Genomic DNA, 12,312 nt, shown 5'->3' with positions numbered 1-12,312 from the left:
TTTCTATTCGTCATCCAGCGAATTAGCCGGGCGCGCTTCGCGGCGTCCAGTCGAAAGTGCTGATCGTCCGATCAACAGCACCGATAGGATCGCGATCACGCTTTTCTTACCTGTCATCGATCTCGCACCGCATTGCCGGCGCGCGGTGCCGGTTTCATAGTGACGTCCAGACGGTTTGCGGAGGCTGATCATGCGACCTGTGACGGCAATCACGTTGCTTTGGTTGATCTGGGCAGGAAGCTGGGCCGTCGCCGCTTTGTGGTCCGACCCTGCCCAGAAGCGCGCCGGGTTCAAGGCGGTGGCCCGCTATCGGGGTCTCTGGGTAGCCGGCGCGGTGCTGCTGTTCATTCCGGCGCACGGCTATGAAGGCCGGCTCAGGCTGTGGATGCCTGATCTCCCCGAAGCCTGGATCTGTGTCGCCCTGATCGCCATCGGCATCGCCTTTGCCTGGTGGGCGCGCCTGCATCTTGGCAGGCTGTGGTCGGGCACCATCACCGCCAAGGCCGGGCACCGTGTCGTCAACACCGGCCCGTATGGCCTTGTCCGGCATCCGATCTACACCGGATTGCTGCTGGCGATCCTCGCCACCATGGCAGCCAAGGGCACCATCTGCGCCTATGATGACTATGCCGCGCGCGTTCCGATGCTGGTGCCGTTCGCACCAGCATGACGCGGCAGCCTCAAAGCATCCGCAACAGCGCGCCGCCTATCGAATAGCCCGCGCCGAAGGCGCAGATCAGACCGAAATCGCCCGGCTTCATATCGGCGTGGTTCTCCGACAGCGCGACGATGGCTCCGGCGCCCGCCGTGTTGCCCAGCCGCTCCAGCACCATTGGCGCGCGGTCGTGATCGACCTCGTGGCCGAACGACAGCTTCAGGATCATCGCATTCATACGCGCATTGGCCTGATGCAGCCAGAAGCGCCTGATCGCCTGCGGCGTCAGCCCGTGCTCGGCGAGGAATTCGACGATGAATTTCTGCCCGGCGACGGTGACTTCCTTGAACACCTTGTTGCCGACCTGCTTGATCAGATTGCCTTCCAGATTGATCATGTAAGGATCATCCTGGGCGGTGCGGGTATGGTAGCCCAGATTGGTGCGGATGTTGTTCGACATCTGCGTCCAGATGCGCGTGTCGAGCACCTCGAAGCGCCCCGGCCGCTTGTCGCCCTTGGCCAGGCCTTCGACCACCATCGACACCGAAGCGTCGCCGAAAATGAAATGCGTCTGCCGGTCGCGGAAATTGAGATGGCCGGTGATGATCTCGGGCGTCGTCACCAGAATGCGCTTGTGCGCGCCGGACCGCACCAAATTGACGGCGATGTGCAAGGCCGCCGCCGCCGAAGAACAGCCGAGCCCCATGTCGAAGCCTGCGCCCTTGGTGCCCAGCGCCTCCTGCATTTCGATGGCAATCGCCGGATAGGGCCGCTGGTGATGCGAGGCCGAGCAGATCACCAGGTCTATATCCGACGGCTGTAGCCCCGCATGCTCGAGAGCCTTCTTCGCCGAGGCGATGCCGAACTCGGCTTCGAGCGACAGCGCATCGTCGGGCCGAGCCGGAATGCGCGGCGACATGCGGGTCGGATCGAGAATGCCTTCGCGCTCGATCACATGACGGGTGCGCACGCCCGAAGCGTGGACGATGAAGTCGCTATCCGATTTCGCCAGCGGCGGCTCGTCGGTGCCCAGGCGGCGCGCATTCTCCGCGTCGACCCAGGCATTGAAGCTGGCCACCAGCTCTTCATTGGTGATTGTGGGTTCGGGAATTTCAACGCCGATGCCGCTGATGATGACGCGATGCATGTCCAGTCCGTCCCATCCGCAGGCGTTGCGGGCTTCATGTGGGCGCCGGAACGCTCCGGCGCAACAGTTTTCTCACCGCGGCGGTTTACGCCGGCTTAAACCAAAGGTTTAGGCCGGACTGGTCCTCGTGCAACATGGATAATCAGGCCCGCTTGGCAACGATGAAGATGCGTGGAAAGCGCAAAAGCACCTTGCCGCTAGCCGTCTTCGGATAGGCCTTGGCGATCTTGGCCGTGTAGCTTTCGAGGAACATCGCCCGTTCGTCGGAATCCAGCGGATCGAGGAACGGCTTCAGGCCCGTCGACTTCACCCATTCGACGATCGCCTGCGCGTCGGCAAGCGGGTGGTTGTAGATGGTATGCCAGATATCCAGCCGATCACTGAGCGGCGACAGGAGGTCATAGTAGGACGACACCGGCGGCAACGGCCCGCGTGCCGCGCCCTTGAACTTTTCGGCAAACGGCATTTCGGCGGCGGTCTCGCGCATCAGGCGGTGCGAGTCTTCGCCCATATTGTCGGGCATCTGGACGGCAAGCGCGCCGCCTGGCGCGAGGAAACCCATCAGCCGCTGGAAGACTGCGGGATGCTCGGGCAGCCACTGGAACACCGCATTGGCAAAAATCACGTCGACCGGCTCCGCCGGCTGCCATTTGGAGGCATCGGCCAGATCAAAGGTGACCTCGGGCAAGCGAGCCCGCGCCTTCTCGATCATGTCGGGCGAAGTGTCGAAGCCGCTCACCTCAGCATCCGGCCAGCGCTCGACAAGCAGTTCGGTCGAGTTGCCAGGCCCGCAGCCGATGTCGACGACCCGGCGTGGAAAGTCGACGGGCACCTGCGCCACAAGATCCCGCGCGGGCCGCGTGCGCTCGTCTTCGAATTTCAGATATTGGGCGGCGGACCAATCAGCCATTTGAGCTCCTCATGCCGGTTGAGATCGCCGCCCGGAAAACCCCTTACCGCGTCAGCCTCTTGTAGGTCATGCGGTGCGGGTTGACGGCATCTGGCCCGAGGCGGCGGATCTTGTCCTGCTCGTAATCCTCGAAATTGCCCTCGAACCATTCGACATGGCTGTCGCCCTCGAAGGCGAGGATATGCGTCGCCAGGCGGTCGAGGAACATGCGATCGTGGGAGATGATGACCGCGCAGCCACCGAAATTTTCCAGCGCGTCTTCGAGCGCGGCCAGCGTTTCGGTGTCGAGATCGTTGGTCGGTTCGTCGAGCAGCAGCACATTGCCGCCGGTCTTCAACATCTTGGCCAAATGCACGCGGTTGCGCTGGCCGCCGGAGAGGTTGCCGACCTTCTGCTGCTGGTCGCCGCCACGGAAGTTGAACGAAGCGCAATAGGCGCGCGTGTTGGCCTCGAACTTGCCGAGCTTGACCACTTCTGCGCCGCCGGAAATCTCTTCCCACACCGTCTTCGACGGATCGAGAGCATCGCGGCTCTGGTCGACATAGCCGAGCTTCACCGTTTCGCCGACGCGCACAGAACCCGCATCCGGCTTTTCCTGGCCGGTGATCATGCGGAACAGCGTCGTCTTGCCGGCGCCGTTCGGGCCGATGACGCCGACGATGCCGCCGGGCGGCAGCTTGAATTCCAGGCCGTCGATGAGCAGCGTGTCACCAAAGCCCTTCGACAGGCCTTCCGCCTCGATCACGACATTGCCGAGCCGCTCGCCGTGCGGGATGACGATCTGCGTATCGCTCGGACGCCGCTTGTCGGCTGCATCCAAAAGATCCTGGAACGCCTGGATACGCGCCTTGGATTTGGTCTGGCGGGCCTTCGGGCTCGACTGGATCCATTCGCGCTCGCGGCCGATGGCGCGCTGGCGGGCATCGTCCTCGCGGCCTTCCTGCTTGAGCCGCTTGGCCTTGGCTTCGAGGTACTTGGTGTAGTTGCCCTCATAGGGAATGCCGCGGCCGCGATCGAGTTCGAGGATCCAGCCGGTGACGTTGTCGAGGAAGTAGCGATCGTGGGTGATGATCATCACGGCGCCCGGATAGGCACGCAGATGCTTTTCCAGCCATGCCGTGGTTTCGGCGTCGAGATGGTTGGTCGGTTCGTCGAGCAGCAGAAGGTCGGGCTGGCGCAGCAAAAGCTGGCAAAGCGCGACGCGGCGGCGCTCGCCGCCCGAAAGCTTGGTGACTTCCGAATCCTTGGGCGGGCAGCCCAGCGCTTCCATCGCCATCTCGACCTGCTGTTCGAGGTCCCACAGGTTGAGCCGATCCATCTCGTCCTGGAGCTTGGCCGACTCGTCGGCCGTCTCGTCGGAATAGTTCATCATCAATTCGTTGTAGCGCTCGATGATGGCGGTCTTGGCAGCGACGCCTTCCATGATGTTTTCGAACACGGTCTTGTCCGGATCGAGCGCCGGCTCCTGCGCCAGGTAGCCGACAGTGGCGCCTTCGGCGAGCCACGCTTCGCCGTTCCACTCCTTGTCGAGCCCAGCCATGATCTTGAGGATCGTCGACTTGCCCGAACCGTTGGGGCCGAGGATGCCGATCTTGGCGTCCGGATAGAAGGAGAGATGGACATTCTCGAGCACCTTCTTGGTGCCATAGGCCTTGTTGAGGCCGGCCATGTGATAGATGAACTGGCGTGCCACGCGCGCTTTCCCTGAAAAACCGACTGGATTTGTCGAATTGAATGGAGGTTGGCCGCTATGTAGGCGATGCGGCGGCGAACGGCAATCGCTTTTGCCAGATCAGGCCAATCACACGGACAAGTGTGGACCGCTGCTCGTGCAGTCTGGGGGCCGTTCAGCCGCCCTTACTGGAACCCGATAGCGTCGACGGTGCCGGTCGGGCAGCCTGCCTTGTTGGTCGGCACCGAAGCCAGCAGCAGGTCCTTGAGCGCGCTGTTCGGGCCGATCGGGCCGGCGAGGCCGAGGGTCAGTTCGCCGATCAGCCGCCTGCCGCTCGACGGATCGATGACGCAGGAAACGCGCACGCGGTCCCCTGCTCCCGCCCCGAAGGCAGTGTCGAAAGCGCCGCGGATCTGGTCGGCCGTCAGCTTGCCGCCGATGTTCTTGGCAAAGAGATCGCGCACCGGCGAACTGTTCACCGCGCGCATCAAATTCAGCGCGTCGGAGAAATAGTCCTGCTGGCTCTTGCCGTAGCAGGTGCCGTGCTTGATCCATTCATGCCGTTCGAGGTGGGAGGCCGTTCCAGGCATCACCTGGTCGAGTTCTGTGCGGGTGTTGGCGTCAAGATTGACCGGCGGCAGGTCTTTCCAGTGGGCCGGATTGTCGTTGGCCTTGTCACTCGCCGTCGCCTGGCAATAGAAATTGCCATTCGGCTGCGGCCACAGGCCGTGCAAGGTGAAATGCGTGGCGTCGAAATCGCCGGCACTTTGTGCCCTGCATTCGGTCTTGTTCGACTTTGTCTCGCAAAACGCCGGCTGCCAGCTCAGCGCGAAGACGTATTCGGGCTTCCCCGATGCCGCCGGCTTGCCTTGCCCGTCAGGCGCGGCCGGCACGGTCGCCGCGCTGCTGCCGGAAACATGGCCGCAGCTGACCTTCACCCAGCGGCGCTCCGGATCGGCGCCCGGCACCAGGATGAGATAATGCGTCGGCGTATCCTTGTTGCCGGCAAGCAACTGATAGCTCTGCCCGGCATCGGTCGAGACATTGCCGGGGTTCTTGCCGTTCTTGATCGCTTGCGTCGCCGGACAGGCGGCGTCGGCGACGAAGCTGCCGCTCATCTTCACGTCGGCATGCGCGGCCCCGGCCAGCGACGCCGCCAACATGGCCAATCCGAAAACGACACCGATGCGCATGGAGAATCCCCGGCTGAAGAAGTGGGCGACAGACTGAAGCTGTCTCCATGTCAGAATTGCGATATTTTGCTGACCGAACGCAAGAAACATCGTCGCGAAAAGCGGGTTTGCCGGATTGACGCATAATGTGGGCCGGCGCAAACAAAGCCAACGACGACAAAAGCAGGGGCGGGATCAGGCGGCATGTCATTCAGCCAGCAGCGCGTGGTTGCCTCGCCGACCGGTGCCGAGCTCAATCTTTTCGTCAGGCAGGCCGATGGCCGGGCACGCGCCGTCGTCCAGATCAATCACGGGCTAGCCGAGCACGCAGCGCGCTATGCCCGCTTTGCCGATTTTCTTGGCTCGCGCGGTTTCGACGTCTATGTCCACGATCATCGCGGCCACGGCGCGACCAAGGCGTCCGACGCTCCGCTCGGCAGGTTCGCCGACAGGGACGGTGCCGCCAAGGTGATCGCCGACGTCGACGTCATCCATGATCTCATCGCCCGCGAACGGCCAAACAGACCGGTCATCCTGTTTGGCCATTCGATGGGTGCGTCGGTGGCGCTGAACTACCTGTTGCGCCACTCGCCACGCGTTCACGCGGCAGCAATCTGGAACGGCAATTTCTCCCAAGGCCCGCTTGGGCAGCTTGCGCTCGGCATCCTTGCCTGGGAACGGATGCGGCTCGGCTCCGACGTGCCATCGCGCCTGCTGCCGAAACTCACCTTCCAGGCCTGGGGCAAGGCGGTGCCCAATCACCGCACAGTGTTCGACTGGCTGTCGCGCGACGAAGCGGAAGTGGCGAAATACATTGCCGATCCCTTGTGCGGCTGGGACGCTTCGGTGTCGATGTGGCGCGACGTCGTCGGTATGGCGCTGAACGGCGGCAAGGATGCCGGCTTTGCCGGTATACGGCGCGACCTGCCCGTCAGCATCGTCGGAGGCGAGAAGGATCCGGCTTCCGACTATGGCAAAGGGATCACCCATCTTGCCAATCGCATGCGCAAGATGGGCTTTTCGAATCTGGTTTCAAAGGTTTATGCCGACACCCGCCACGAAAGCCTGAACGAGGTGAATCGCGACATTATCATGGATGATTTCGCCGCCTGGGCCGACGAAGTCCTCAAAGCGTGACGGATTGGCCCATTGCAAGAGCCGTGACAGCCGTTGCAGGGCTTGATAGAGGCTCTGCTTTCGCAGCAATCGCAGTGATTGCGGCAACCACGGTGATCCATGGCTGAGCCCCCGCTGAAAGGCGTCCGCGTCGTCGAACTCGCCCGCATCCTTGCCGGGCCATGGGCCGGGCAGTTGCTTGCCGATCTCGGCGCCGATGTCATCAAGGTCGAGAGCCCCGATGGCGGCGACGACACCCGCAAATGGGGCCCGCCCTTCGTCATGGGCAAGGACGGCGAGAACCTGTCGGCCGCCTATTACCATTCCTGCAACCGCGGCAAGCGCTCCATCGCCATCGATTTCTCGACCCCGGAAGGCGCCGAGACGGTGCGCCGCCTGGTCGCCACTTCGGACGTGCTGATCGAGAACTTCAAGCTCGGCGGCCTGAAGAAATACGGCCTCGACTATGACAGCCTGCGCAAGATCAACCCGCGCCTCGTCTACTGCTCGATCACCGGCTTCGGCCAGGACGGTCCGTACGCACCGCGCGCCGGCTACGACTTTATCATCCAGGCCATGGCCGGCATGATGTCGATCACCGGCGAGGTCGGCCGCGAGCCGCAAAAAGCCGGCGTCGCCATCTCCGACATCTTCACCGGCCTTTATTCGGTCATCGCCATCCAGGCAGCACTGCGCCATGCCGAGCAGACCGGCGAAGGTCAGCATGTCGACATGGCGCTTTTCGACACCCAGATCTCGGCGCTCGGCAACCAGAATTTGAACTATCTCGTCTCCGGCAAATCGCCGGTGCAGATGGGCAATGCGCATATGAACATCGCCCCCTACGAGGTGGTGCCGGTCCGGGATGGGCACATCATCCTTGCGGTGGGCAATGACGGCCAGTTCGCCAAATTCTGCGCTGCCGTCGGGCTGGACGATCTGCCGGCCAATCCCGACTTCGCCACCAACCCCGCCCGGGTCGCCAACCGGGTCAAGCTGCGCGAGCATGTGATCGAAGCGCTGAAGATCTTCGACCGCGATCCGCTGCTGGCAAAGCTCGAAGCGGCCGGCGTGCCGGCGAGCCCGATCAACACGATCGGCCAGATGTTCGCCGACCCGCAGACGATCGCGCGCGGCATGCGGCTCGACCTGGACGACGGCCATGGCAATCTTCTGCCTTCGGTGCGCGCGCCGATGGTGATGTCGGGCACGCCGCTGGTCTATGAGCGCCCCTCGCCGCGCCTGGGCGAGCACACGCAAGAAATCCTTGCCGAACTGGAGAAGTCTGGACAATGAAGACCGGCGGACAACTCATCGTCGACGCTCTCGAAGCCAACGGCACCGACCGCATCTACTGCGTGCCCGGTGAATCCTATCTGGCGGTGCTCGACGCGCTGCACGATTCAGCGATTCGCACCATCGTCTGCCGCCAGGAAGGCGGTGCCGCCATGATGGCCGATTGCCACGGCCGCCTGACCGGCAAGCCCGGCATCTGCTTCGTCACCCGCGGCCCCGGCGCCACCAATGCCTCGGCCGGCATCCACATCGCCATGCAGGATTCGATACCCGTCATCCTGTTCATCGGCCAGGTCGCCGGCCACGCCAAGGAGCGCGAGGCTTTCCAGGAGGTGGATTACAAGAGGTTCTTCGGCGACATCGCCAAATGGGTAGTCGAGATCGACGACGCCTCGCGCATCCCAGAATTCGTCACCCGCGCCTTCGCCGTGGCGACATCGGGCCGTCCCGGCCCGGTGGTGATCTCGCTGCCCGAAGACATGCTGACCAGTGTCGTCGAGGCGCCCGTCGCCTTGCCGCACACACCGGTCGAAACGCGGGCCGGGGAAGCCGAACTCGATGCGCTTGAGAAACTGCTGGCCAAGTCCAAGCGGCCTTTCGTCATCCTTGGCGGCACGCGCTGGGACGCCGAGGCGGTTGCACAAATGCGCACGATCGCCGAGGCCTGGTCGCTGCCGGTCGGCTGTTCCTTCCGCCGCCAGATGCTGTTCGATCATCTGCATCCGAACTATGCCGGCGATGTCGGCATAGGCATCAACCCGAAGCTGGCCACAGCGATCAAGCAGGCCGACCTCGTGCTGCTGATCGGCGGCCGCATGGGCGAAATGCCCTCCTCGGACTACACGCTGCTGAAAAGCCCCTACCCGGCCCAGACACTGGTCCATGTCCATGCCGATTCCGGCGAGCTCGGCCGCGTTTACAGGCCGGCATTGGCGATCAACGCCTCGCCGTCCGCCTTCGTCGACGCTTTCGCCAAACGCAAGCCGGCCTCCGCACCCGTCTGGGCAGCCGAGACGCCAAAGCTGCATGCCGCCTATCTCGACTGGTCGACACCACCCGAAAGCGGCCCCGGCCCGGTCCAGATGGGCCCGATCATGAACTATCTCGAAAAGATGCTGCCCGACGACGCCATCCTCACCAACGGCGCCGGCAACTATGCCACCTGGGTGCATCGTTTCCATCGCTTCCGCCGCTTCGCCACTCAAGGTGCACCGACGTCAGGCTCGATGGGCTATGGCACGCCTGCGGCAGTCGCCGCCAAAGAGCTGTTTCCAGAGCGCACCGTGGTCGCTTTCGCCGGCGACGGCTGCTTCCTGATGAACGGGCAGGAATTCGCCACTGCCGTGCAATACGACCTGCCGATCGTCGTCGTCGTCGTCAACAACGGCATCTACGGCACCATCCGCATGCATCAGGAGCGCGAATATCCCGGCCGCGTGGTGGCCACCGACCTCAAGAACCCCGATTTCGCGGCTCTCGCCCGCGCCTATGGCGGCCATGGCGAAACGGTTGAGAAGACGGCGGACTTCGCCCCGGCCTTCGAACGCGCCCGCGCCAGCGGCAAGCCGGCGATCGTCGAGATCCGGCTCGACCCCGAAGCGATCACCCCGACCCGGACGATGACCCAGATCCGCGACAAGGTTTGAGAGCCGACCGGGGCAAGTCGAGTTCCTTCACGCCCCCTCTGCCCTGCCGGGCATCTCCCCCTCAAGGGGGGGAGATTGGCAGTTTCGTCGTCTCGCCCTTCTTCCAACACTGGCGATTGGCGAAACCCGAAGTACATTCGATCTCCCCCCTTGAGGGGGAGATGTCCGGCAGGACAGAGGGGGCGCTGTCCCGCCAACCTTCAACGGTCAGCTACTTCGCCTTCTCGATCTGGCCGCGGACCTCCCCATTCGGGTTCGCTTTGGTGTGGACGTTGACGTAATACTTGCCGGCCTCAAGGTCAGCCGCCTGGGCATCAGTGAGCGTCTCCGACCCCTTGATCGGGCTCTTGAGTTTTTTGAACGGGATGACAGGGTCGGCGTTTTCACCCATCGCCGCAGGGCCATGGATATGCGCGGCCGTCGCCGGTCCGCTGAGGCCGGAATATTTGACGTTCCAGTTGAGCTTCTTCTTGGTCGTGTCGAAGGTGAAAGTGGCCGTGCCCTTACCCTTCGTGGTGACGGGCGGGCTCTGCTGGCTGCCGTCTAGTGTCGCCTTGAACTTTTCCATGGCTGCCAGGGCCGGCGATGCGAACAGGAAAGCGGTCGAAATGGCCAGCGCCGACAGCGCCGGTAAGAAGGATTGGGTGCGCATGAAGAACCTCCGATTGACTGTGCACGCGTCGCGGCTCCCCGGCGCGCGCATGCGCCAACGGAACGGCCTGGCGGCACAATGTATCCAACCACACGTTTTTGTGATGACGTATAGAGATCCTAGGGGCCGTCCTGTCCGGCTTTAGCGATAGCGGTCAGACCGCCGCCAGCGCCTGCGTCAGGTCGGCGATCAGATCGTCCGGATGCTCGACGCCGATCGACAGCCTGACCGTGGTCTCCAGCACGCCGATGCGCTGGCGCACCTCGAAGGGAATGCCCGAATGGGTCATGGCCGCGGGGTGACTGGCCAGCGATTCCGTTCCGCCGAGGCTCACCGCCAGCTTGAAGATCTGCAATCCGTTGAGGAAGGCGAAAGCCGCCTTCTCCCCGCCCTTGATGTCGAAGGAGAAGGTTGATCCGGCGCCGCTGCATTGCGCCCTGTAGGCGCGGCCGGCCGGCGTATTCTCGCCCAGAAACGGCAGGTAGTGCACCTTGTCGACCTTGGCGTGGTCGCGCAGGAATTCGGCAACCAGGCGAGCATTGTCGTTGGCCCGCTCCATGCGGATCGACAGCGTCTCCAGCGAGCGGCCGAGCATCCAGCAGGAATGCGGGTCGAGCTGCGTGCCGATCGCGCCGCGCAGCGCCTTGATCGGCTTGGTGATAGCCTTGCTGCCCATGGCGGCACCTGCGATCAGGTCGGAATGGCCGCCGACATATTTGGTCAGCGAATAAACCGACACGTCGGCACCATGTTCGGTCGGCCGCTGGAACACCGGACCCAGCAATGTGTTGTCGCACACGATGATCGGCGTAGACCCTTGGCTCGCGCCGATCTCGTCGGCGATCTTGCGCATCAGCGCGAGGTCGACCAGGCTGTTGGTCGGGTTTGACGGCGTCTCGATCAGGATGATCGACACGCGGCCTTTCGCGACGGCCGCGTCGGCGGCCGTGCGCACCGCCGGCTCGTCCACGCCATCCGCGAAACCGACAGCACCGATGCCGAAACCGGAGAGCGTGCGCGTCAAAAGCGTCTCCGTGCCGCCGTAGAGTGGCTGCGAATGCAGGATGACGTCGCCCGGACGGGCATAGGCGAGCAGCGTCGTGGCGATCGCCGACATGCCCGATGAAAACAGGATACAGGCATCCGTCCCCTCATAAATCGCCAGCCGGTCCTCGACGATCTCGCTGTTGGGATGATTGAAGCGCGAATAGACCAGGCCGGAGGCGGTGCCGCTCGGCGGCTCCTTCCTGCCGGATGTGTAGTCGAAGAAGTCGCGTCCCTCCTCCGCCGACTTGAACACGAAGGTCGAGGTCAGGAACACCGGCGGCTGACGGCGCCCTCCGACAGCTGCGGATCGAAGCCATAGCTCAGCATCAGCGTCTCCGGATGGAGCTTGTGGTTGCCGATATGGGTTTTCGACGGGCGTGGCGCGGTCATGGCTTTTCCTGCCTGTTCGAGTGAAATAGTGAACGGCAATTTATGCGATCTCGTTCCGCCAGTCCTTGCTATTTTTGGGCTCACATGGCTGCATCCCCGCAACAAATTGCCTGGAGAGACCGAAAGTGCAGCAGAAGATAGCCGACGATTTCGACCTGAAAATCCTGCGTGAGCTGCGGGCCGACGCCCGCATCACCAACAACGAGCTTGCCGAGCGCATCGGCCTGTCGCCGTCGCCCTGCCTGAGGCGTGTGCGGCGGCTGGAGGAGACCGGGGTCATCAGAGGCTACACCACGCTGGTCGATCCCTCAGCCTTCGGCTGGAGCATGGTCGCCATCGCCACCATCCGGCTCGGCCGCCAGAACGAAGACGAGATCGTGATGTTCGAGGACGCGATCCGCGGCTGGGAAGAGGTGCTGGAATGCCACCTCGTCACCGGTTCGCGCGACTATGTGCTGAAAGTGGTGACGGGAAGCCTCGAACAATACGAGCGCTTCATCAAGGAAAAGATCGCGCGGCTGAAATGCGTCGCCTCGATCGAGACCAGCTTCGTCATGAACACCATAAAGGAACGGCGCCTCTGACATTTCTGCCGGAGGCGCCGCTTTC

Annotated in this window: 10 protein-coding genes and 1 pseudogene; 5 read left to right on the top strand and 6 right to left on the bottom strand. The window is 63.3% G+C overall.

Going from position 1 to position 12,312, the window contains the following annotated elements:
* Positions 1–190 precede the first annotated feature (190 nt).
* The gene (locus MESCI_RS15700) at positions 191–670 is read left to right on the top strand and encodes a methyltransferase family protein (RefSeq protein WP_013530926.1); all 480 of its coding nucleotides are present in this window, start codon (positions 191–193) and stop codon (positions 668–670) included.
* 10 nt (positions 671–680) lie between these two features.
* On the opposite strand, the gene MESCI_RS15695 is transcribed toward MESCI_RS15700, so the two are convergent.
* From MESCI_RS15695 to MESCI_RS15680, 4 genes are all read right to left on the bottom strand, one after another.
* Complete coding sequence (locus MESCI_RS15695; RefSeq protein ID WP_013530925.1) at positions 681–1,802, bottom strand: beta-ketoacyl-ACP synthase III; 1,122 nt, start codon at positions 1,800–1,802, stop codon at positions 681–683.
* A 142-nt stretch (positions 1,803–1,944) separates the two neighbouring features.
* Positions 1,945–2,712 (bottom strand): trans-aconitate 2-methyltransferase, encoded by a 768-nt coding sequence (gene tam / locus MESCI_RS15690; protein ID WP_013530924.1) that lies wholly within the window; start codon positions 2,710–2,712, stop codon positions 1,945–1,947.
* A gap of 43 nt (positions 2,713–2,755) precedes the next feature.
* The gene (ettA, locus tag MESCI_RS15685; protein ID WP_013530923.1) at positions 2,756–4,405 is read right to left on the bottom strand and encodes an energy-dependent translational throttle protein EttA; all 1,650 of its coding nucleotides are present in this window, start codon (positions 4,403–4,405) and stop codon (positions 2,756–2,758) included.
* 164 nt (positions 4,406–4,569) lie between these two features.
* Positions 4,570–5,577: a ribonuclease T(2) gene (locus MESCI_RS15680; protein ID WP_013530922.1), complete on the bottom strand. Its 1,008-nt coding sequence runs from the start codon at positions 5,575–5,577 to the stop codon at positions 4,570–4,572.
* Between the two features lie 183 nt (positions 5,578–5,760).
* Here MESCI_RS15680 and MESCI_RS15675 point away from each other — a divergent pair, with 183 nt between their 5' ends.
* From MESCI_RS15675 to MESCI_RS15665, 3 genes are all read left to right on the top strand, one after another.
* A complete protein-coding gene (locus MESCI_RS15675) occupies positions 5,761–6,693 on the top strand; it encodes an alpha/beta fold hydrolase (protein ID WP_013530921.1) in 933 nt (310 codons plus the stop codon).
* A gap of 99 nt (positions 6,694–6,792) precedes the next feature.
* Entirely contained in the window at positions 6,793–7,968 is a 1,176-nt protein-coding gene (locus MESCI_RS15670) for a CaiB/BaiF CoA transferase family protein (RefSeq protein ID WP_013530920.1), read from the top strand.
* Positions 7,965–9,614 (top strand): thiamine pyrophosphate-binding protein, encoded by a 1,650-nt coding sequence (locus tag MESCI_RS15665; protein ID WP_013530919.1) that lies wholly within the window; start codon positions 7,965–7,967, stop codon positions 9,612–9,614. The genes MESCI_RS15670 and MESCI_RS15665 overlap by 4 nt, the downstream gene beginning before the upstream one ends.
* A gap of 211 nt (positions 9,615–9,825) precedes the next feature.
* On the opposite strand, the gene MESCI_RS15660 is transcribed toward MESCI_RS15665, so the two are convergent.
* Together MESCI_RS15660 and MESCI_RS15655 are read right to left on the bottom strand one after the other, a co-directional pair.
* A complete protein-coding gene (locus MESCI_RS15660; RefSeq protein WP_013530918.1) occupies positions 9,826–10,266 on the bottom strand; it encodes a CHRD domain-containing protein in 441 nt (146 codons plus the stop codon).
* Between the two features lie 154 nt (positions 10,267–10,420).
* Positions 10,421–11,703, bottom strand: a pseudogene (locus MESCI_RS15655) (cystathionine gamma-synthase family protein).
* A 125-nt stretch (positions 11,704–11,828) separates the two neighbouring features.
* On the opposite strand from MESCI_RS15655, the gene MESCI_RS15650 reads away from it, so the two are divergent.
* A complete protein-coding gene (locus tag MESCI_RS15650) occupies positions 11,829–12,287 on the top strand; it encodes an Lrp/AsnC family transcriptional regulator (RefSeq protein WP_013530917.1) in 459 nt (152 codons plus the stop codon).
* The last annotated feature ends 25 nt before the right edge of the window (positions 12,288–12,312 follow it).

It is taken from the genome of Mesorhizobium ciceri biovar biserrulae WSM1271 (genome assembly GCF_000185905.1).
GTDB lineage: Bacteria > Pseudomonadota > Alphaproteobacteria > Rhizobiales > Rhizobiaceae > Mesorhizobium > Mesorhizobium ciceri.
Note: the sequence above shows the minus strand (reverse complement) of the source record. Positions and strands in the feature narration are given on the sequence as shown.

What these genes read in the sequence shown, in the direction of transcription:
- MESCI_RS15700 (WP_013530926.1), top strand. Translation starts at nt 191, where the DNA reads ATGCGACCTGTGACGGCAATCACGTTGCTTTGGTTGATCTGGGCAGGA.
- MESCI_RS15695 (WP_013530925.1), bottom strand. Translation starts at nt 1,802, where the DNA reads ATGCATCGCGTCATCATCAGCGGCATCGGCGTTGAAATTCCCGAACCC.
- tam (WP_013530924.1), bottom strand. Translation starts at nt 2,712, where the DNA reads ATGGCTGATTGGTCCGCCGCCCAATATCTGAAATTCGAAGACGAGCGC.
- MESCI_RS15680 (WP_013530922.1), bottom strand. Translation starts at nt 5,577, where the DNA reads ATGCGCATCGGTGTCGTTTTCGGATTGGCCATGTTGGCGGCGTCGCTG.
- MESCI_RS15675 (WP_013530921.1), top strand. Translation starts at nt 5,761, where the DNA reads ATGTCATTCAGCCAGCAGCGCGTGGTTGCCTCGCCGACCGGTGCCGAG.
- MESCI_RS15670 (WP_013530920.1), top strand. Translation starts at nt 6,793, where the DNA reads ATGGCTGAGCCCCCGCTGAAAGGCGTCCGCGTCGTCGAACTCGCCCGC.
- MESCI_RS15665 (WP_013530919.1), top strand. Translation starts at nt 7,965, where the DNA reads ATGAAGACCGGCGGACAACTCATCGTCGACGCTCTCGAAGCCAACGGC.
- MESCI_RS15660 (WP_013530918.1), bottom strand. Translation starts at nt 10,266, where the DNA reads ATGCGCACCCAATCCTTCTTACCGGCGCTGTCGGCGCTGGCCATTTCG.